This is a genomic window from Aerococcus urinaehominis (genome assembly GCF_001543245.1).
Classification (GTDB): Bacteria; Bacillota; Bacilli; order Lactobacillales; family Aerococcaceae; genus Aerococcus; species Aerococcus urinaehominis.
The window spans coordinates 364,801-386,979 of the sequence record NZ_CP014163.1; the positions used below are offsets into that span (position 1 = coordinate 364,801).

21 protein-coding genes are annotated in these 22,179 nt (G+C 39.8%); 2 read left to right on the forward strand and 19 right to left on the reverse strand.

All coding sequences use genetic code 11. The features are described from left to right. Positions 1 to 36 precede the first annotated feature (36 nt). The 11 genes from AWM75_RS01625 to AWM75_RS08895 form a co-directional block, all read right to left on the reverse strand. Positions 37 to 789, reverse strand: a complete 753-nt coding sequence (locus AWM75_RS01625) for an esterase family protein (RefSeq protein ID WP_067977457.1) — start codon at positions 787 to 789, stop codon at positions 37 to 39. Positions 790 to 799: 10 nt separating this feature from the next. Beyond that, the gene (locus AWM75_RS01630) at positions 800 to 1,981 is read right to left on the reverse strand and encodes an ATP-grasp domain-containing protein (protein ID WP_067977458.1); all 1,182 of its coding nucleotides are present in this window, start codon (positions 1,979 to 1,981) and stop codon (positions 800 to 802) included. Between the two features lie 61 nt (positions 1,982 to 2,042). Then, positions 2,043 to 2,873 carry an alpha/beta hydrolase gene (locus AWM75_RS01635; RefSeq protein ID WP_067977460.1) on the reverse strand — a complete coding sequence of 277 codons (831 nt, stop codon included), beginning with the start codon at positions 2,871 to 2,873 and terminating at the stop codon, positions 2,043 to 2,045. Between the two features lie 238 nt (positions 2,874 to 3,111). After that, a complete protein-coding gene (gene gloA, locus AWM75_RS01640) occupies positions 3,112 to 3,486 on the reverse strand; it encodes a lactoylglutathione lyase (RefSeq protein ID WP_067977462.1) in 375 nt (124 codons plus the stop codon). Between the two features lie 128 nt (positions 3,487 to 3,614). After that, positions 3,615 to 4,277, reverse strand: a complete 663-nt coding sequence (gene leuD, locus AWM75_RS01645; protein ID WP_074572547.1) for a 3-isopropylmalate dehydratase small subunit — start codon at positions 4,275 to 4,277, stop codon at positions 3,615 to 3,617. Further along, positions 4,264 to 5,661, reverse strand: coding sequence for a 3-isopropylmalate dehydratase large subunit (leuC, locus tag AWM75_RS01650; protein WP_067977465.1), 1,398 nt, complete (start codon positions 5,659 to 5,661; stop codon positions 4,264 to 4,266). Before leuC ends, leuD begins: the two co-directional genes overlap by 14 nt. Positions 5,662 to 5,698: 37 nt before the next feature. Continuing rightward, a complete protein-coding gene (locus tag AWM75_RS01655) occupies positions 5,699 to 6,301 on the reverse strand; it encodes a 3-isopropylmalate dehydratase small subunit (RefSeq protein ID WP_067977467.1) in 603 nt (200 codons plus the stop codon). Between the two features lie 14 nt (positions 6,302 to 6,315). Beyond that, positions 6,316 to 7,110, reverse strand: a complete 795-nt coding sequence (locus tag AWM75_RS01660) for an L-threonylcarbamoyladenylate synthase (RefSeq protein ID WP_067977470.1) — start codon at positions 7,108 to 7,110, stop codon at positions 6,316 to 6,318. Between the two features lie 57 nt (positions 7,111 to 7,167). Further along, a complete protein-coding gene (gene leuB / locus AWM75_RS01665) occupies positions 7,168 to 8,214 on the reverse strand; it encodes a 3-isopropylmalate dehydrogenase (RefSeq protein ID WP_067977472.1) in 1,047 nt (348 codons plus the stop codon). 1 nt (position 8,215) lies between these two features. Beyond that, positions 8,216 to 9,748 (reverse strand): 2-isopropylmalate synthase, encoded by a 1,533-nt coding sequence (locus AWM75_RS01670; RefSeq protein WP_067977474.1) that lies wholly within the window; start codon positions 9,746 to 9,748, stop codon positions 8,216 to 8,218. A 161-nt stretch (positions 9,749 to 9,909) separates the two neighbouring features. Then, complete coding sequence (locus AWM75_RS08895) at positions 9,910 to 10,035, reverse strand: hypothetical protein (RefSeq protein ID WP_256379576.1); 126 nt, start codon at positions 10,033 to 10,035, stop codon at positions 9,910 to 9,912. Between the two features lie 168 nt (positions 10,036 to 10,203). On the opposite strand from AWM75_RS08895, the gene adhP reads away from it, so the two are divergent. Both adhP and AWM75_RS01685 read left to right on the forward strand, forming a co-directional pair. Then, a complete protein-coding gene (gene adhP, locus AWM75_RS01675; protein WP_067977476.1) occupies positions 10,204 to 11,223 on the forward strand; it encodes an alcohol dehydrogenase AdhP in 1,020 nt (339 codons plus the stop codon). A 492-nt stretch (positions 11,224 to 11,715) separates the two neighbouring features. After that, complete coding sequence (locus AWM75_RS01685) at positions 11,716 to 12,477, forward strand: mechanosensitive ion channel family protein (RefSeq protein ID WP_067977479.1); 762 nt, start codon at positions 11,716 to 11,718, stop codon at positions 12,475 to 12,477. 326 nt (positions 12,478 to 12,803) lie between these two features. Here AWM75_RS01685 and AWM75_RS01690 read toward each other — a convergent pair whose 3' ends face one another. From AWM75_RS01690 to serC, 8 genes are all read right to left on the reverse strand, one after another. After that, positions 12,804 to 13,535 (reverse strand): histidine phosphatase family protein, encoded by a 732-nt coding sequence (locus tag AWM75_RS01690; RefSeq protein ID WP_067977481.1) that lies wholly within the window; start codon positions 13,533 to 13,535, stop codon positions 12,804 to 12,806. A 10-nt stretch (positions 13,536 to 13,545) separates the two neighbouring features. Beyond that, complete coding sequence (locus AWM75_RS01695; RefSeq protein ID WP_067977484.1) at positions 13,546 to 15,528, reverse strand: fructose-bisphosphatase class III; 1,983 nt, start codon at positions 15,526 to 15,528, stop codon at positions 13,546 to 13,548. Between the two features lie 248 nt (positions 15,529 to 15,776). After that, on the reverse strand, positions 15,777 to 16,244 hold the full coding sequence (gene smpB / locus AWM75_RS01700; protein WP_067977486.1) for an SsrA-binding protein SmpB: 468 nt from the start codon (positions 16,242 to 16,244) through the stop codon (positions 15,777 to 15,779). Positions 16,245 to 16,266: 22 nt separating this feature from the next. Beyond that, positions 16,267 to 18,678, reverse strand: coding sequence for a ribonuclease R (rnr, locus tag AWM75_RS01705; RefSeq protein ID WP_074572545.1), 2,412 nt, complete (start codon positions 18,676 to 18,678; stop codon positions 16,267 to 16,269). A 1-nt stretch (position 18,679) separates the two neighbouring features. Then, a complete protein-coding gene (locus AWM75_RS01710) occupies positions 18,680 to 19,438 on the reverse strand; it encodes an alpha/beta hydrolase (RefSeq protein ID WP_067977491.1) in 759 nt (252 codons plus the stop codon). A 112-nt stretch (positions 19,439 to 19,550) separates the two neighbouring features. Beyond that, positions 19,551 to 19,796, reverse strand: coding sequence for a preprotein translocase subunit SecG (gene secG / locus AWM75_RS01715; RefSeq protein ID WP_067977493.1), 246 nt, complete (start codon positions 19,794 to 19,796; stop codon positions 19,551 to 19,553). A gap of 49 nt (positions 19,797 to 19,845) precedes the next feature. Next, the gene (locus tag AWM75_RS01720; protein ID WP_067977496.1) at positions 19,846 to 21,027 is read right to left on the reverse strand and encodes a 3-phosphoglycerate dehydrogenase family protein; all 1,182 of its coding nucleotides are present in this window, start codon (positions 21,025 to 21,027) and stop codon (positions 19,846 to 19,848) included. After that, a complete protein-coding gene (serC, locus tag AWM75_RS01725) occupies positions 21,028 to 22,110 on the reverse strand; it encodes a 3-phosphoserine/phosphohydroxythreonine transaminase (RefSeq protein ID WP_067977498.1) in 1,083 nt (360 codons plus the stop codon). Between the last annotated feature and the right edge of the window lie 69 nt (positions 22,111 to 22,179).

Genomic DNA, 22,179 nt, shown 5'->3' on the forward strand with positions numbered 1-22,179 from the left:
CAAAAAGCGCTGTCATAGCAAGGTTTATATTAAATTTTAAAGAATACCCTGACCGACTAGGTTATTAACAAAATAAGGGAATTGTTGCCGCCATGCTGGCCAGTCATGTGGCACATCGTGACCCCAATAGTCAAACCAGCCTGGGATAGCCTTATTAGCAAAAGTCGATTCTAGTTGCCTTGTTGCTTCAATATGGGGACCTTCCCAATTACCTTGTCCCACTGCTACAATGTAGTGGTTTTGCCGATATTGGTCAAGGAACCAAGCATCAGTCATATTGTTCAAATAGTCGATTGGTGAATTTTCGTAAACAACCATGTCATCACCAAAATCACCGGTAAAGAAACGTGCATCATAGACTCCAGACATAGCAATCACAACATCGAAGACATCAGGATGACGCAAACCAAAGTTAACCGCATGGAAGCCGCCCATGGAACATCCAGTAGCCATGATTTTGCCGCCCCACTGTGATTCATGACGAATTAGAGGTAGAAACTCAGAAATAATGTATTTGTCATACTGGTTATGGGCCTTAGCCATATTATGGCCAGATTTACCTTCTGCTAACCAAGACTCACTATCAATTGACGAGGGGGTATAAACTGTTAAACGACCTGCATCGATATGGTTAGCAATAGTTTCAATCATACCAAAATCCGCAAATTCATCCTGACTCCCTCCTGAAGAAGGAAATACAATAACTGGCTTACCTGCATGACCATATTTGTTAAAGCCCATTTCACGGCCTAATTGACCACTCCAGTGACTACGTTTTTCAAAATGCATTAAATTCCTCCTAATTAGCTAAATCTGATACATCAGCTACCAAAGCTGGCATATTATCAGTAGTTGGTGTCACAAATATAAAAGCATAGTCACCCATAACGCCTGACAAGACACGTGGCGACTCATAAATATCAATAATCTTATCATGATGCTTAGCTACAATGTCATCGTAAGATAAGCGATAGTTTTTATCGAATTTTCGAGCCACATATAGGGCATTGTAAGGGCGGTTCAGTTGAGCCTGGAAGCCATAACCTGCAACCAGATTAGCATATTCATGATAGACATCAATTTGGTTGGCATAATTCATCATATCGATGGCACAACCTCCTGGTGGACGACAATTAATCTCTAAAGCAATCAATTTGCCATCTTTTTTCTTGCGGAAGAATTCATGATGGAAAAAGCGCTCTGGTAAGCCATAACTCTCAACAGATTTAGTGCCTAATTCAACTAAATCATCAGCAAATTCATTAGCTGTATAGAAAGTAAGCTCAGTCGCAGCTTCAGCAACATCTAAAATTGGCGATGAGTGAACCTGTGAAGAATAAAAGACAATCTTACCTTCCGCATCTGTTATACCATCGAAGGTGACAATGTCGCCCTCAATAAACTCCTCCATAATATATGGAACTTGATCATCTTTTTCCACGTAAAATTTCTCAAGTTCTTGGTCATTATTAATTTTCCAGGTATCAGAAGCACCTACACCATTATCTGGTTTAACGATAACTGGATAGCCTAGCTCTTTAACTAGGGCTTGTCCGTCTGCTTTGTCCCCAAAGACTCGACCTTTAGCAACTGGTATATTATTTTCACGGAAGACTTTTTTCATGCCTGATTTATTCTTAATCCGGTCCATATCTTGATTTTTAAGACCAAAAATATTGAATTCCGTACGTAAACGCGCATCCATCTCTAACCAATATTCATTGTGAGATTCAATACGATCAACTGATCCATACTTGTCGATGAAAAATTGAATACCCGCCTTCATTTGGTCAAAATTATGCATATCAGGCACCCAATAGTATTCAGTTAAATTGTCCTTAATGACCTGGGGAAGCTGGTCATAAGGCTCATCCCCTAAACCCAATACATTTACACCATTTTGCTTTAGCTGTACCGCAAAATTAGCGTAATTCAAAGGGAATTGGGGCGAGGTCATGACATAGTTTAATTTTCTAGTCATTAGCATCGCCTCCTTAAATAAATTAAATCTATTATAACCTATTTTTAATATTTTATTAAGCTTATTTATGATCTTGCCAGATAAAACGCATAAATTCAGGAAAATGTTTAGCCCAATAATATTCATTATGGGTCTCATCCACAAAAATATTTAAATCAATTTGATTCAGGCTACAACCAGATTTTATCAATGCTTGGTAATAGGATAGGCTAGCATCAATATAGGCCTGGGAAACGTGTTGACCAACAAAGGCTTGGTCTGAAATATCATCCTCGTTGGTTCCAACTTGGATATAGACCTTATTATCAGCGTAGAGCGGGTGACTTTGAATAAAATCTAGAAAATCGTTTTCTGAAAACCAGGAGGCTAAAGAAAACACACCGATATTACCGAAGATATGAGGATAGGCAGAACCCATATAAGCGGTAATCAGTCCACCCATTGATGATCCGGCCATCATCGTATGCCTCCGGTCAGCTAAGGACCGGTAGTGATTGTCAATAAAAGGCTTAACTTGGTTAACTATCCATTCACCATATAACTTGCCGTCACCACCTAAATCTGCCACATTGGGATCATGGTAGCCACTTGCAGGCCATGGTGCATATTCATCCATTCGGTTGGGATGGTTATCAATACCTACCACAATCATTTGTGGCAGATCAGGGTTTCTTTTGATTAATGGAATTATTTTCCATGAATGACCGATAAATGCCTCTTTACTATAAAAAACATTTTGACCGTCGTGCATATAAAGTACTGGATAATGCCGGTCTGATTGATAATAATCCTTGGGCAATAACACGCGTACCCGTCTTTTGTCCTGATAGTAAGGATTTTCAAGGTAATGTGTTTCCATTTTCAAGTAATAGTAAGAACTATCACGAGCCATACTGTCAGCCTCCTAAATTTATTTATAAAAAAAGAGCAAGAGCTCATTCGCTCTTGCTCCCCAAGACAAAGGGTCTAAGCTGTTCACATCAGCACTAGACCACGTACCTACTTCCTGTAGTGACTAGGCAAACTAGTCCTGTACGCTCTTTATAACCGATGGCTACTAAAAAATAGCCACCTGTCGCCTCATCGCATAATAACATTATAGCAAATGGGCAAGCTTTAAGCAAGCTGAATTAATCTGCTTTAATCACTTCAATTTTATAGCCATCAGGATCAGTAATGAAGTAGTAGTGAGGGTCTTCCCCTGGCAGGTTTTTTAGGTCTGTCACATCAAAGCCTTTTTCTTTCTGCTCAGCATTTAATTCAGCTAGGCGATCAGTGGCAATAGCAATGTGTCCATAGCCGTCACCTAAGTCGTACTCACCATGGTCATAATTATAGGTTAATTCTAACTCATAATCATCACCAGGAAGGGTTAAGTAAGCTAAGGTAAATTCATACTCAGGAAAATCACGTTCTTCTGTTACTTCAAAACCAAAAGCTTCTGTATAGAATTTCTTGGAAGCTGCTAAATCTTTCACCCGTACACATGTATGTGCCATTTTCATAGATATCCACTCCTTTACTCTTCTATCATAAACAATTATTTCCTGTTTTCCAAATATAAAGATGTAAAGTTTATGTAAATTACATTACAATCTACAACTGTTTAAAATCAATTAGATTTAAACAACCCTTAATAATTAGGTAATTTTGATTTCAAGCTCGCATCATCGTAATTGAGAGCCTTAGCACCAGGCTCATAAAAGTCATCCCATTTAGATTCATAAGCAGAAATATCTTCAGCATGGTTCAAGGTTTCGACGATATCATCGATGCCATAGAGGAGCTTATGGCGGACTTCAGGGTCAATATCAAAGTGATAATGACCACAAGGGGCGTGAACTTCTTGGGTTTCTAAATTGATTGTCACTAGCTGGTCCCCACTAAGACTAGCTAAAGCCTGACGGTCTGCTAGCGGCAAGGTAATTGCTAATAAACCATTTTTAAATGAGTTGTTATAAAAAATATCAGAAAAACCACCAGCAATCACACACCGAATCCCCCAGTCATCCAGAGCCCAAACAGCATGCTCTCTAGAAGATCCACCAGCGAAATTATCGCCAGTTATTAGAATTGAAGCCTGACGACGGTCTGGCTGATTAAGGACGAAGTCTGGTACTTCAATTTCATCCTGAGTCTGGTCATTTTGTACATAACGCCAATTGGCAAATAAGCACTCTCCGAAACCTTTTTTTGAAATCCGGCTTAAGAAACGGGATGGTAAAATTTGGTCAGTATTAATATTGTCATCCATTAAGGCTACTGTCGTTCCTATATGTATTTTAAAGGATTTCAACTTGTGGCACCTCCTGATCATCTTTGCGAGTGTCATAAAAATGGCCCTTAACCGCCGCTAAAACGGCCATAGCTGGACTGCAGAGATGCGTTCTGGCGCCAGGGCCCTGGCGGCCTTCAAAGTTGCGGTTAGTTGTCGAGGCACAATGGACGCCGGCTGGTACCACGTCCCCGTTCATTGAAATGCAAGCAGAGCAACCTGGCTCTCGCCACTGAAAGCCTGCTTCCATATACATATCAGCAATGCCAAGTTCTTCAGCTTGAACTTTAACTGAGCGCGATCCTGGTACAACTGCCGCATACATACCAGGTACAACTTTGCGGCCCTTAATATATTTAGCCCCTTCAATTAAATCTTCTAATCGAGCATTAGTACATGATCCTAGAAAAACATTGGTTACTGGAATATCTTCAAAATGCATACCTGGTTTCAGGTCCATATATTCATAGGCACGCGCATCGTTGTGGTCTGCAATTTCTGGGAAGGCTTCCTCGATTTTTAGGCCCATAGCAGGTGTGGTCCCCCAGGTAACATAGGGACTGAGTTCAGACACATCGAGTTCAATGTAGGCATCATAAACCGCATCCGGATCAGTATATAAGGTCTTCCAATAGGCAACCGCTGCATCGTAGTTTTCTGGAGACTTAGGTCGACCTTGAAGATAATCAAAGGTCTTCTGGTCTGGACGAATTAAGGTATATTTAGAACCAAATTCAATGCCCAGGTTGCACATAGTCATCCGGCCCTCCATAGACAAGCTCTCTACCGTATCCCCAAAAAGCTCCATGGCGTAACCAGTTCCAAAATCTGTGCCATATTTATGGAAGAGATGAAGCATAATATCCTTAGAATAAACACCAGCTGGCAATTGCCCGCTAATTTTAACACCTAAATTTTTAGGCTTTTTTTGCCATAGCGATTGGGTAGCAAAGACGTGCTCCACCTCGCTCGAACCAATCCCAAAGGCAATCGCACCAAAAGCACCATGGGTCGCTGTATGTGAATCACCACAAACTACCGTCTTTCCAGGTTGAGTTGCCCCCTGTTCTGGTCCCACCATATGGACGATTCCTTGACTAATATCACCATAGGGCATCAGCTCCACGCCAAAATCTTGACAATTTTTTTGTAAAACCTCTATTTGCTGTTTGGCAATTGGATTTTTTATATCATGGATATTACGCGTAGGATTATTATGATCAATTGTTGCTAGTGTCTTCTCTGGTGCCCTTAATGATCGACCTTGTTCACGTAGGCTTTCAAAGCCTTGCGGAGAGGTTACTTCATGAATCATATGAAGGTCAATATATAATAATTGGTTTTCACCCTCCTGGCCAGCTAAAACATGAGTTTCCCAGATTTTATCAAATAGTGTTTTTCCCATTTACTGTCCCCCTATGATTATTTTTGCCAAGGCCTGGTTATTTTGTCTGATAGAAATGATTCCATTTGGCTTCATAGTCAATCAAAGCCTGATTTGCAGCTGCTAAGGTTAGGTCAATTTCTGAGTCGCCATTTAGATAACGCGCTTTGGCCTGACTACCTATACGAAAAGGGAGACTAGCTTCCGGCATCACAATTTGCTCTTTTTCTAGGTCTACCTTAACTTGACTTGTTCCAGCTAATTTTTCAAGTTGATGTAAATCAGTCAGAGAAACTTCCAAGGCTACAAGGCCATTTTTTAAAGCGAAATTTTTAAACTTTTCCCCTATTTGGTTACTAATTACTACCCTATACCCTGCATCTAAAATGGCCCAAACCACTTGCTCAAAATCTATGGTTAAAGCAAAATCTGCCCCTGGTATTAGAATCTGGCTAGCAGAGGCAATACCATGATTGAGAAGATGATCAGGTCTTTCACGCCGTGGGAAGCCAGGCTGATAACGGGAGTTATTCAGAAGAAATTCACCACTACCAGCTCGTTTAATGCGCTTAGCATGGAGCTTGGGTATCAAATCATTATTATCTAAGCCATCCCAGTTTAGACAAGTTAGCGTAGATGTTAGCGTATGAAAAGCTTGCATCTAGTCACCTTATCTTAATAGTAGTGACCATGTTGGTGATGCCAAGTATTGAAGTGCTCAGATAAAATAGCTAAAATCCGATCATTATAAATACCTTTGCGAATGAGAATAGGCGCTGGTGACACATCTCTTTGGTCGCCTTGTTCCGGCACTAGTTCACCTTTTTCGTCATCAACAAAGGCAACCATGACACCTTGCTCATAACGCGATTCGACTGTTTTGCCTGGTTGCTGGGCAGCCACATAGTCGTCTGCTTCGATAATAAGGTCCGCTTCCTGTTCAATTTCTTCGCCTATATAAGCAACTTGACCACGGTTACCCTTTCCAGAAGGATTAGCCGAAGAGGCAAACATTAATTTCTTGTCCCGCTCCCATAGTTCCGCCGCAATTTGTTCACCAGGCGTACCAAATTTAATAACAAAGCAAGAAGTGCCACGTACGTCAGTTGCTAATTCCTCAGTACCATCCTGAGGCATGTATTTAGCCTTAGCCTCCTCTTGCCATGGCAGAATGCAACCCATCAAAATATCCTCATCCCAGCATTGTTGATAAAACGCTTCGATTTCAGGTGTCATCTTAGCAAGCGCTTTTAATTGCTCCATTGAGCCGCACAGCGTTACACCTGGTTTATTGCGCTTACGATGTTTAACTTCGAATTTACGCTCTAAACCAGCTTTATCAGAGGTTCCTAAGATATATCCCACCTTAGTTGGCGAAACAATCATCCCCCCCTCACCTAATAAAATATCAATTGCTTGTTGATTAGGGGTACCGTCCCAATGAACCATTTTATCAGCTACATTTGTCATGCAAATTACCTCTTTCTCTTTTCAAGTTAATATGTACTCATCATATCATGTTTTATGTTAATTCTTAATGTTTTTTAGCAAATATTCTGTAAATTCTGACGTTTTATATTTTCCACCAAGATCACTGGTTTTAATTCCTGTTTCAATCAAAGCATACGCCGCTTTCTCAACCGTCTCTGCTTCTTCTACAAGTCCAAAACTTTCCCGCAACATAGCTGTCACAGATAAAATCATCGACATCGGATTAGCTAGGTCTTGACCAGCAATATCAGGTGCTGAGCCGTGAATCGGCTCATATAAACTTAATCCTGATTGGCCCCGGGAACTCGAAGGGTTCATTCCCAATGAACCAGTCAAAACGGAGGCTTCATCTGACAAGATATCGCCAAATAGATTCTCAGTTAAAATGACATCGTAGGCATTCGGTTTTGTAACCAATTTCATCGCCATAGCATCAACATACTCATGACTTAATTCAACATCAGGATATTGACTAGCCATTTGACTGACAGTGTGTCGCCATAAGCGCGATGAAGCGAGCACATTTGCCTTGTCAACTGAGGTTAGTTTACACCGCCTAGATTGGGCCATTTCAAAGGCTACTTTAGCCACTCGTTCAACTTCAGTTTTAGAATAAGGCATTAGGTCGCTGGCGTAGTCAGTACCCTCTTCTTTATGACCAAAATAAGCCCCGCCAGTTAATTCACGGACAACTACGAAATCAGTACCAGATACAATATCAGCTTTCAATGGAGATAAACCAACTGTAGCTTGAGGTACTTTAATGGGTCGGAGGTTACAGAAAAGTCCTAAATCTTGGCGTAACATTAAAATACCTTGCTCTGGAGTTACAGCTGATTGATCATACTGGGGGCCACCAATCGCCCCTAATAAGATGGCATCTGCCTGATGGACTGCACGTTTAGTTGCTTGCGGATAGGGATGACCCTGACTATCAATAGCAGCCCCTCCAAAATCTTTTTCTTCTATCGTGAACTGATGACCATAGCGATCTGCAACAGCTTTTAAAACAGCCAAACCACTTGCCATAATTTCCGGTCCGATGCCATCACCAGCTAAGGCGACAATATGTGCTTGAACCATATTACTGAGCTCCTTTCCGACCTGCTTCAAATTTTCCATAGGCTTGCAAGTAAGCATAGGCTGAAGCGGTAATGACATCATAGTCAACCCCCGTACCATTGTAGTGATTACCCTGGTCATCAGCGATTGATGTATAGACAGTAGCCTGAGCGTCAATTCCCTCAGTAACTGCATCTAGGCGATATTCCATCAATTTTGCTTTAACTGGCATGAGGGAATCAATGGCATTGAAAATTGCTTCAACTGGACCTTCTCCTATAGAGGTCGCTTGTTGGATAGGAGCTTCCTCCTCATTACGACAAATTTCAACTACTGCTGTAGGTATACCATGAGTAGCAGTCATCAATTGCAAGGTGTTTAGTCGATAGGCCGACTGACGAATATCCCGACGTCCAAGTACTAAAGAAACTAGATCTTCATTAGTTACCTGTTTTTTCTTATCTGCTAAAACCTTGAATTTAGTAAAGGCCTCATTTAACTCATCCTTAGCTAATTCGTAACCAAGTTCTTTCAAGCGTTCATCAAATGCATGACGACCTGATAATTTACCCAGTGGTAAAGAGTTTTTCTCGACGCCAACCAGACTCGGTGTAATAATTTCATAAGTTTCAGCATGTTTCAAGACACCATCTTGGTGGATACCTGATTCATGAGCAAAAGCATTATCCCCGATAATCGGTTTATTACGGGGAATAAACATACCAGATAGGTGGGAAACTAAATCAGAAGTAATCTTAGTCTGGCTCAGATTAATATTCGTTTCCATATCATAGTAATCACGACGAATATAGAGAGCTGTGGCTACCTCTTCTAGGGCAACATTACCGGCCCTCTCCCCGATTCCATTAACAGAGCCCTCGACCCGGCTCGCCCCATTTTCTAGAGCTGCGATTGAATTAGCTGTCGCCATGCCCAAATCATTGTGACAGTGGCAGGCAAAAATTGCTTGATCAAACTTTGGACAATTTTCCTTAAGATAGGCGAATAAGCGACCAAACTCACTTGGGTTGGTATATCCAGTTGTATCAGGCACATTAATCATAGTAGCCCCTGCGTCAATGGCGACGTTAATTGCTTCGACCAGGAAATCCCATTCAGTTCGTGTCGCATCCTCAGGAGAAAATTGTACCTGGTCAAAATATTGTTTAGCGTAGGAAACATGTTCCTTAATCGAAGCTAGAACCTCTTCTTTTGACATCTGCAACTTATATTGACGATGAATAGGACTAGTTGCTAAAAAGACATGAATTTGAGGATTAACAGCATTGACTAAAGCATCACGGACAGCATCGATATCCTTTTTTACACATCGGGCTAAGCCCACAACTTGGGTCTGTTTCAAAGTATCTGCGATGGCTTTGACTGCTTCAAAATCACCAGGACTGGTAATCGGAAAACCGGCCTCGATTGCATCTACCCCCCACCGTTCTAACTGCTTGGCAATCTCTAATTTATCAGCAGTGTTAAAATTAACACCCGGGGTTTGTTCGCCATCACGCAGGGTGGTATCAAGAATTTGAATTTTTCTAGTCATTTGCCTGACTTCCTTTCTTTGGACTCAGATAATCTATATTTAGGAACCGAGCTAATTGTCAAACTATTCAAAACATTATACCTAAATTAAAAGAGGGCCTCTTTTGGTGCTAAAAATATAGCCCAAGGCCCCCTTACATTAGGTATTAAAAAATAAACGTCCTACTTAAACCGTTGGACGATCTGGTTGGCAGTTGTTGCGAGACCTATTAAACTATTAACTTTTTTTAAGTTTGCTAATAAAGCTAATAATCCTAAGCCTGATAAAAACATCAAAATGTTACGCATAACAAGTCGCCTCCCTTATTGATGTATTCATTATACACTAAATTCTGAATATTTAAAGTCTTTTTAATAATTTTTTTATTATAAATTAATTTGCAAATTTCAATCACATTGAGCATTTCTCTATTATGTGATACAATGAGCATATAAATTTTTAGGAGGTCTATCACTATGGTTAGAGCAATTGTTGCAACTGAAGATAAACGTGCCCAAGTTATTGATAAGGAAATCCGGCCAATTAAGGCTAATGAAGCCTTGCTGGATATGGAAGTTTGTGGTGTTTGCCATACTGACCTGCATGTTAAAAACCAAGATTTCGGGGATGTTACGGGGCGAACCCTAGGTCACGAAGGAATTGGTATTGTAAAAGAGGTGGGTGCTGATGTCACATCGCTCAAGGTTGGTGATAGGGCCTCTGTAGCTTGGTTCTTTGAAGGCTGTGGCCACTGCGAATATTGTACAACCGGACGTGAAACTTTCTGTCGCCAAGTTAAAAATGCTGGTTATACGGCTGATGGTGGTATGGCAGACCAATGTATTGTTACTGCTGATTACGCTGTTAAGGTGCCAGATGGCTTATCATCTGAAGCAGCTTCATCTATTACCTGTGCCGGCGTAACCTGCTACAAGGCCATTAAAGTAGCTAATTGTAAACCAGGCGACTGGATCTTAATTTCAGGCTTAGGTGGCCTAGGAAACCTTGCTTTGCAATATGCTAAAAATGTTTTTAACTTAAAAGTCATTGCTGTGGACATCAATGATGGTCAACTTGAATTTGCTAAAAAGTACGGCGCTGACCTTACGATTAATCCTTTACATGAAAATGTTGGTGAACGGGTTCAAGCTGAAGTAGGTGGCGCACAAGCAGCTGTTATTACAGCAGTCGCTAAATCTGCTTTTAACCAAGCGGTTGACTCACTGAAAGCTGGTGGACGGGCAGTCGCTGTTGGACTACCTAGCGAAGCCATGGATCTATCAATTCCGCGTTTAGTATTGGATGGTATCGAAGTTATCGGTTCGCTTGTCGGCACCCGCCAAGACTTGGTAGAAGCCTTCCAATTTGGTGCTGAAGGTAAAGTCGTGCCGCAATGTGAATTACGTCGTCCTGAAGAAATCAATGACATCTTTGATGAAATGAATGCTGGTGAAATTCGTGGTCGGATGGTATTAGATTTTAGAAATAAAGATTAACAAGAAGCTAGGCTATAGACACTTATTGGTCTAATCAAGACAAAAGTTTAGCTAAAACCCAGCTGTATCACTAGTGATACAGCTGGGTTTTCTTTTCCTGAACGTTTCATATGAATTCATAATCTAACAAGCTGACTCATTTGTCTGCTATAATAGTTGCTAAAAAGACAAGGAGAAATACTATGCAGGATATTTTTTCCGAATGGTTGAACTACTTAAGTAGCAATGGTATCGGCTATTGGTTAGGGGGGCTTTATTTCATTATTAGCGCTAGCTGGTGTCTATATTTTTCTAAAAAATTTAATTCGGCGCCGTCAGGGGCAAGGCTCCCTTTCCTATTTATTGCGATCAATTTTAAATTGGCTAGCTTCCTTTATTTTTATTATCTTTATCATATCTTATTTTTCTCACAGCCCTTGGTTTTTCAGACCCCTCTTTAAACTGGGAAATACAGGCGTATCGACCTTTTTAATTGTCTCGCTGCTCTTTGCATTGGTTCTAGCTTTTAAATTTATCAATGCTGTTAAACGTTTCCTCCTACCTGCTATTTATCGACGCTATGATATTGACAGAGGAGCTCAAGCCACCATTTCAACCCTTTTCACCTATGTCGTCATTGTACTTGTTGTCTGGATTACCCTAGACCAGTTGCACTTTGATTTAACCAGCCTAAGTGTCTTTGCCGGAGTGGTTGGTGTCGGCGTTGGTTTTGGTATTCAAAATATCATGAATAATTTTATTTCCGGTTTAATTATTCTCTTTACCCGTCCCATTCGAGTAGGAGACCGGATTGATATTGATGATGTCGTTGCGACTGTTGAAGAAATTCGCATTCGCGAAACAATTGTGCGTACGCGTCGCAATGAGCGAATGCTTATCCCCAATTCTTATTTCTTAGAAAATGCTTTTACTAATCGGTCTTTTGCTGACCAAGAATTACGGGTCACAGCAAATATTGGTGTTGATTACGATTCAGATTTAGAATTGACAAAGGCGCTAATGATACAAGCTTTAAAAAACACTCAAAGAGCTTATCCAGAAATTTTAGATTCCCCCGAGCCACGAGTATTTTTAACAGAATTTGCTGACTATGCCATCAATTTCGAAATGTGGTTTTGGATTAGCCAGCAAGATAATGAAAGAGAATTTATCGTCAAAAGCCAGGTCTATTTTGAAATCAATCGACTTTTTAAAGAACACGGCATCAATTTCCCATTCCCTCGCCAGGATATTCATTTATTAAATCAAGATTAAAAAAACCCCGTATCCATCTTATACGGGGGTGGTTAAACCACTAAACGCAACTTTGGTGATTTTTTATTTCCAAACTGGCAAACACCCGCTGGCTTATAAAATATCATCCTTGTACAGGTCACATTGACTCAAAATAATATCCGCTGGCCATACGGGTGTACAGCTAGTGGATAAATGAACCTAACCTAGTTTTGTAGAAAATAGTGATTTTTACCTAATTATATTTTAGCCTATTATCAGCCAAAAAGCTAAACAAATTATCATTGTATACTAAACTTTTAAATTATATATAAAGCCAAGGCGTTGACGTCTTGGCTTTATATATTTTATTCTTCTTCAACTCGACGGCTAGCCTCCTCTATAGCAAAATGGTCGGTTTGGTTATAGGCCTCTAGATGGTAGAGGCCATCTTGATAACGTACGATGGAAACTGAAGCATTATCTAACATTGAATCAATTTCAAATTCAGGTACCAGTTCATTTATCATATTACGAATTGTCATACCATGAGATACAATTAAAATATTTTGATCAGTTTCACGGTGTTTAGTAATAACATCGATGAGACCTAATTCAACTCGTAACCAAAATTCCTTAAAGTTTTCAGCATCATGAGTGGGATCTAATTCCTTCATGATATCCATTTCTTTTTTAACAATTGATCCCCCATCCTTCAACTGGTTAGAGGCTGCAAAAATACCATCAGCATTATCCCCATGAACGCGCTTGGCTACTTCAGCCCAAATAGGACCTGCTTCAAGTCCCTCGAATGATCCAAAGAACAACTCACGGAAGGCTTCTTTTTTGATTATTGGCAAGTCGGGGTCTGAAGCATGATTTTCTTGTAGAATTAACTCTGCAGTAGCTACAGTTCGCTGTAAATCACTGGTATAAACCGAATCAAAGCGAACATCAGATAGGCCACGACCAGACCGAATTGCATCTCTTTTCCCTTTTTCAGTCAGGGGAGCATCCGCCCAACCCTGCATGCGATGGTAGTGGTTGAGATAAGTTTCACCATGGCGCATAAAATAAATTGTCACACCTTTTGAAGCCATTTAATTCCTCCTAGTGGTATTTAGCTGTTGTATTTTGCTTAATTTTACCTTCCCGGTAAGCATGAAGCAATTTTTTTAAGTCTAGCACTTGTAATTCTAGACGGTCACCGACATCGGTTTCTCTAACTGTCATTCTTTCCAGTTCCCTATCCACAATTCGCCTAGTCGAAACAATGTCAGTCTCATTATTAATAGCATCTTCTACGCTGGTAAAGGCTTGGTGAGAAACTAGTTGCATGCCAAAAGAATTATATAGCAGGGTATAGCCAGCCAGGCCAGTTGTTGGTTGATAAGCTTTTGAAAAGCCACCGTCAATGACTAATAGCTTACCATTGGCTTTAATTGGATCTTCACCTTTTTTTTCCTTTACTGGTGTATGACCATTTACAATATGCCCAATTTCAGGATTAACGCCAAATTCAAGCATAATTTTTTCAGCTACTTCTTCTTTTTCTCTTAGCTGGTAATATATATTCTTATTCTCATCATGGGTTGCCTTATCTTTGATGTAATAACGCTCAAAAGTTGTCATCTTACCTTTACCAAAGAGTGAAGAGGCTTCCCCCTGCCAAATATACCAGAAATAATCAATATCAGGATTTTTCCTTTCTTTGGTAGAGCGATTGATATAACCTCGTCTAAGCACAAGTTCAAATTGATCTAGCAAGGCCCGTCCAGAATACTCCTGACCATTGACAACGGCTGACATAAAACTACCGTCGTTATTCATCGGAATACAGCCATGGTAAAGCAGGTTATCATTGTAAATTGTATATAAGTTACCCTTACTATACAAGAAGTCAATGTGTTCATGGAGACGTGGGCTATTCAAGAATCCTTGTTGCAGACGGTTCATAATATACTCTTCATCTGCTGTTAATTTATAAGGGTCTTTAGGATCAACAGTAGGGAAACTAGTGTTTTCAAGTGGGTAGGTCTTAGAGCCAATGGTAATTGTCATCTTGTCATAGTCAATCTTATCTAACAAGAGACGATTGTCAGTTTTAAATTCAGGGTGGCGTTTAATGACATCCGCTTCTAATTTAAATTGGATAATCGCAATTGCCTGTTGAATTTTACCAATTTGCTTAGCCTCTTCAGGGAAATGGGTGGTATCCGGATCAAGCTTGGGCATGAATCCTTTTAGCCCATTATCAGGGTACATTTTTTCAGCAAAGGCTACCAAGGGACGTAAGGAAATACCATAAGCATCTTCAATAATTTCAAGATTATCATAACGGGCACAAATCCTTAAGACATTTGCAATAAGCACCCGTGACCCCGCCGCAGCGCCCATCCAAATGACATCATGGTTGCCCCACTGAATATCGATGGAATTTTTTTCCATCAAGAGATCAATAATTTTATCAGGCGCTGGCCCCCGATCATAAATATCACCTAAGACATGTAGGTGGTCCACAACTAATTCTTGAATCAGTTCAGCCAAGGCAGATATCAAACGTGGTGCAGCATCAAGCTCGATGACATTCCTGATTATATTCTTATAGTAGTCTTCCTTATTAGACAGAATGGTATCTTTAAAAAGTAGTTCTTCCATAATATAGGACATATCAGGGCGCATGGCCTTTCTAACCTTCGACCTAGTATATTTAGACACCACAAATTGAGCCAGTTCTACTAAACGACTAATCGTCAAGGTAAAAAATTCAGCAATTTCTGCCTGGCTATCAAAGGTCTTAACTACCTGTTTAATTTTACGATCAGGATAGTAGACGATGGTTGCTAGTTGGTTCATTTCGCGCATAGATAAGCGACCGAGAAAAATTTCTCTGATTTTTTCTTTAACATTACCAGACCCATTTTTTAACACGTGTGACACCGCATTATATTCACCATGCAGATCACTAATGAAGTGCTCTGTTGCTTTAGGCAATTCCATGATGGCTTCAAGGTTGATAATTTCAGTCGTCACATCAGAGATAGTGGGAAATTGTTTGGCTAACAATTCAAGATATTTTTGATTTATGGCCATAACTAACTCCTCCTTATAATTTATCACTTAAGTCTTTCTTAATACCACTATCATAGCACGCTTTAGGCCAAAAATCATTTTAATTCAGTCAAAAAAGACAAATTTTTAGGCTAAGCTAAAAGGTGTTCTCCTGCAAACTCTTCTATTAACCATAATGATGACACCGAGATAGTAAGGCTAGCATCTGCATCTATAAAGCCAAGATACTTAAAAGCCTGTGACTAAAGCCACAGACTTTTTCCAGATATTTAATATTTAAGTGCTCTTTGAGCTTCTCTCTTCATATCTTTTTCCTTTAAGCTCTGGCGTTTATCATATTTTTTCTTACCTTCGCCAACGCCTAGTAGCAACTTAGCAACGCCATTTTTGATATAAACCTTCAAGGGAATCAGAGTGCGACCAGCTTGTTGGACTTCTTTTTCCAAACGACTAATTTGTCGCTTATGTAAAAGTAGTTTTCGTGTCCGTAAGGGATCATGATTAAAAATATTACCTTGGTCAAAAGGAGAAATATGCACATTATGCAACCATACTTCACCTTGATTGATGCGCGCAAAACCATCTTTAAAATTAAGACGAGCTGCCCGTACTGATTTAATCTCAGTCCCCTTGAGAACTATCCCCGCTTCAATGGTATCAAGAATATTGTAATCATGAGATGCCTTACGATTATTAGCCTTGACATTATTATCTTGGGATTTTTTCTTTTTAGCCATATGTCCTCCCAACTTTCAACACTTATTTTTTCTTACGCCTGTTGTTTTTACTCTGCCTAATAACAAATTTTTTATTTTGTCTTTTTTGTTTATCTATATTTTTTTCAGCTTTTGTTCTTTTTCCTTGTTTCTTATGGGTTCTCTTTGCTGATTGACGGCCAGGTTTAGCTTTTTTATCATGGTTAGCTTCCTGACTATTACGATGCTTCTTACGCTTAACTTTACCCTTGTTAGTTTTTGTCCTTGCTTGACTAGCTAGCTGATTTTCTTGATCTTCACTATATACTAAATTAAAGTCTATTTCTCGGCTATCCACATCTGCTTTAACTACCTTAACAGTTACCACATCACCAATTGAAAAACGTAAACCAGTTCGCTCACCAATTAGGGTCATTTGACTATCAATATAATTAAAATAGTCTCCCTTCATAGTTGAAATGTGTACCAGCCCTTCAACTGTATTGGCAAGCTCTACAAATAAGCCAAAACTAGTTACTGAAGATATAATGCCCTGAAAGGTCATGCCGATCTTATCTTGCATGTATTCTGCTTTTTTCAAGCTGTCTGTCTCACGCTCTGCGTCAACCGCACGACGTTCCATATTCGAAGAATGTTCAGCAATATCTGGTAGGTCCGCTACCAATCGGGACTGTTTTACTAATTGACTATTTTCTTCTTTATATCGCCTGATTAATCGGTGAACGATTAAGTCTGGGTAGCGACGAATTGGAGAGGTGAAGTGGGTATAATCTTCGGCGGCTAAGCCAAAGTGGCCTAAGGCTTGCGTATCATAGCGGGCTTGTTTCATCGAGCGTAGTAACATAGTAGAAACCATTTGCTCATATGGCTCACCATCAATTTTAGTCAGAGCCTGTTGTAATTGCTTAGGTTTTATTGTTTCACTAGATCCTGTTAATCGCAGGCCGAATGTAGACGAGAACTCTAGAAACGATTGCATACGTTTTGCATCTGGCTGTTCATGGACACGATACATAAAGGGCAGATGCCCCTGGTCAAAATGGCGGGCAACCGTCTCATTGGCACACAGCATAAAGGATTCGATTAAACGCTCACCAATTCCTCTTTCCCGCACTAAAATATCGAGCGGATGACCCTCATTATCAACAATAATTTCCGCCTCTTTAGTGTCGAAATCAATAGCACCACGACGTTGCCGCATCTGTGCTAAAATTTGATGTAGTTCGCCCATCTCCCTTAGCATCGGCACAACTGCCTTGTTTTCATCAATGGCTACGGGGTCTTCGTCTTCTAAAATTGCATTCACAGTATCATAAGTGAGCCTATATTTGGATTCAATCACTGAAGGACCAATGCGATAATCTTCAACCTGCCCTTGCTGATTCACAAGCATAACACAAGACATTGTTAAACGGTCGACGCGAGGATGTAGGGAGCAAATACCATTAGATAATCTCTGTGGTAGCATTGGTACAACCCGGTCAGTTAAATAAACTGATGTCCCACGTTCATAGGCTTCTGCATCCAGCTGGCTACCTTCCTTCACATAATATGAAACATCGGCAATATGAACACTCAATTCATATTTTTGGCCAACTTTACGCAAGGATATCGCATCGTCTAAGTCTTTAGCATCAGCACCATCAATTGTGATGACTAATTGATTACGAAAATCTTCGCGGCCTTGCAAGTCCTGATTACTAATTTCATCAGCTACTTGGTCAGCTTCATTCAATACCTGGTCGGGGAATTCATGCGGGATATCGAACATATTTAAAACGGCTAAAATATCGACACCAGGTTCATCTTTGTGTCCCAATTTTTGAATAATCGGACCAGCTATCTTAAATGGAGAATCACTTGTTGGATATTCATCAATACTTACTACGACAATCTCTCCATCAACAGCCTTTAATCCTTGGTCTTTCACCATGGCAGTAACCTGTTCTAACCCTTTATTTAAAAGCTTGACACCACCAACAAAGCCTGTTTCTGCTTGTAAGTCACTGGTAAAGGGTGTATATTCACCGGTAACCTGAGTGAGATGTCGCTGGTCAATGGCTATAATTTTACCCTCAGCACTTTTATCCTTCCAAGCCTGCTCCTCACGAATAATCTTAACTTTAACGCGATCTCCATTCATGGCGCCGCCAGTTTTCCCTCTAGGAATAAAAATATCATTGGCTAGTTCCCCAACACTGACAAATCCAAAGCCTTTTTGATTTTGATGAAAATCACCAACTAGGACTTCTTGATGATGAGAGAGACTGAGACTACCATCATCTGCAATGACTATTTTTTGTTGGCGTTCTAATTCAGCAACAACTTTTACAAACTCAGCGAAGTCATCGCTAGCTATATAACCTAATTCGCTAGCATAATCTTGCAGAGTAGCTGGTTGACCATGCTGACTAATTGCAGTTAATATTTTTTCTTTTACTTGATTTTTATTCAAACTAATTCCTCCAGGCTAAATGGTCTAAAAATGTAATAAGGTCGGCCTCTAATTGACGACGGGTGGGCCCAACCGTCACAACATGACCAGATTCTGGATAGTGGTGATAATCCGTTTGGGCATTAACTAAGACCTTGTTTAAATCAGCCCCCGATTGATGAGAAATTAATTCATCCTGACCAGCATCAGCAATAAAGAAGGGACAGCTAATTTTTTCCAAATCTTGCCGGATCTGCGCTTGCAAGCTGTTAATAGAATTCAAGGTTTGCTCTAATCCCGGCTGTATTTTCTCTAAGGCTCTTTCTATATCCATTTGATTAAATTCCTGAGCCTTCAATACCTGCTTGGTATATTGAACAAACTGGCTTGGCACCTGGGTCTGTTTTAAGTCTTCAGTCATAATTGGTGAGCAGAATACACCACCTGCAAGAACTTCCGGATTATTGATCACAAGCTGAGTAGCAATTACACCACCCAAGGACAGACCAAAAATTGCTATTTCCTGATAACCTTGGTTCTTAAGTTTCTCATATGCTGCTTGACCATCTGCAACCCATTGACTAGCTGAAAAATCCACTAGGTCAAAAACATCAGCGGTTGCATGACCTGACAAATGAGGCGCATAAACGGTATAACCTGCCCGATTTAATGCTCTTCCTAGCATTCTGACATCGTTAGCTGATCCAGTATAAGCATGTAAAAGTAAGATAGCCCGTTTAGCATCCTCGCTATTAAATAAAAAAGGTTGAGGTAATTTCATAGATATAGCCTCCTTTTCTCATACTTCTATTGTAACTAATTTATCTGTTATTTAATAATAAAAGCAATCTAGACTATAAAAAAAGAATTGGCGAACCAATTCTTTTTTCTGTTTAAGCTGATAATTTAGCTAAGATTAAAGCCAAAACCATGAATGTCGCACCTAAAATAGCAGTCATTCGATCAAGAGCACCATCAAGACCACGATTTTTTCGTGAATTAGAGCCCCCAAACAGGGCTTCAGAACCGCCTGTAAGATTGCTCGCTGAATTGTTTTTAGATGACTGTATCGCTACTACTAAAATGAGTAAAACTGCAATAACAATCAGGGTAATTAATAAAATATTATATAAGTCCACTCTTATCCTCCATTCTCTTCTTTAGCATGCTATCACAAATGAAGGTTGACTACAAGTTGTCTTGATTATTTTTAATCAGGCGGACGCGGACAATACCCTCAATTTTATTTAAATCGGTGATTACTTGATTTAGGAGTGTTTCATCCGTATTGTCAATATCAATCAGGGTATAAGCATAATCTCCTGCAGATTTATTAATAATATTTGCAATATTCATTTGGTGAGCCGCTAATCCAGTTGACATTAAGCCAACCATATTAGGAATATTGCGATTAATAATAGATAAACGGTATGGGGAATTGAAACTCAACTCTACATTAGGAAAGTTAACAGAATTAGTAATTTCACCAGTCTTTAGGAATTTATCTAATTCTTGCGCTGCCATCATGGCACACTGCGCTTCAGCTGGACCTGTTGTTCCACCGATATGCGGCGTCGTTAAAACATTTTCATAACCATCTAAACTAGGAATACGGAAATCTGTCGCAAAAGCTTTAATTTTGCCGTTATCGATATACTCCTTCACCGCATCGGTATCACAGACCTCCTCGCGGGCAAAGTTAATGACTGTAACACCTTTTTTCATTTTCTCAAAAGCTGATGCGTCTAACATATTTTCAGTCTCATCAGTAGCAGGTGTGTGAATCGTTATATAATCTGCATAGCGGAAAAGGTCAGTAATATCCTCAACCTTGCGTACGGCTGAATCTACTTCCCAAGCGTTCTTCATTTTAATATATGGATCGTAACCGATAACTTCCATACCTAAATCTACACCAGCATTAGCAACTTTGGAACCGACATTCCCTAGACCAATAACGCCTAAAGTTTTGCCAATTAACTCTGATCCTCTAAATTGCTTTTTGCCCTCTTCAACTTGGACATCTTGATCAGGACCAGTTAAGCCTCGTGTCCAAGTCACTGAAGGGAAGATATTCCGTGATAAATTAATCATCATGGCAATGGTAATTTCTTTTACTGCATTAGAATTAGCACCAGGTGCGTTAAAAACAATTATTCCCTCATTAGAACAACGGTCAACTGGAATATTGTTAACTCCTGCCCCAGCCCTACCAATCGCCAGCAAGCTGTTTGGAAATTCCATATCATGAATAACCTGGCTACGCATCAACAAGCCATCTGGTTGATCACTTTGATCAAGTTTATAACCTTTTCTTTTTAAATAATTAATACCTTCTTGAGCAACAGTATTATAAGTATTTATGTACATTTATATAACTTCCTTTTCGTATTTCTTCATAAAGTCTATTAAAGCTTGTACACCAGCCAGAGGAAATGCGTTATAAATCGAAGCACGCATGCCACCCACAGACCGATGTCCTTTTATATTCAAAAATCCAGTTTGGACTGCCGCCTCAACAAAAGCAGCATCCTTAGCTTGATCACCTGTAGTAAAGGTGACATTCATCTTGGAGCGATCTTGAGGCTTTATATGATTGGCAAACAAAGCTGATTGGTCTAGATAATCATATATAAGTTTTGCTTTGTCCAAATTTAGACCTGCCATTGCCTCTAAGCCTCCCTGACCTTTCAGCCAGCGACAAACCAGCATAGCTGCATAAATAGCAAATGTAGGTGGTGTATTATACATAGACCCTTTATCGGCTTGAAGTTGGTAATTTAGATAAATAGGAAGCTCCTGGCTAGATCTTCTTAACAGGTCCTCCCGAATAATAACTAGCGTCAAACCTGATGGCCCGATATTTTTTTGTGCACCTGCATAGATTAAGCCAAACTGGTTGATATCTATTGGCCGTGACAAAATATCTGACGACATATCTGCTACTAGTGGTGTGGCTCCAGTTTGAGGAAAACTACTATATTGACTACCAACAATAGTATTATTAGAAGTGATATGCACATAGTCATAACCAGAAAAATCTAAATCACTGAATTGCGGAATATGGTCATAATTTTGCTCTTTGCTAGATGCTAAAATGTCAACATCATAGCCTAAGCGTTCTGCTTCAATAATTGCCTTGGTCGACCAAGAGCCAGTATCAATATAAGCGGCCTTAGCTCTTTGTTTTAAGTTCATGGGGATAGCTGAAAATTGTAATGTCGCACCGCCTTGCATGAAGAGCACTTTATAATTATCAGGTACTTTTAATAATTCGCGGATAAGCATCTCAGCTTCATCAATAATTGCTTGAAAGCAGGAGGAACGATGACTCATCTCCATTACCGACATGCCGGTATTTTTATAATCGAGTAAATCGGCTTGAATTTCCTTTAGGACCACATCTGGCATAATAGCCGGTCCTGCAGATAAGTTCCAAATTTTTTGGCTCATATGTTCCACCCTTTCTATATGACTTCTATTATAGCAAAACAATTTCTCATTTGATAGAGATGATCAAGT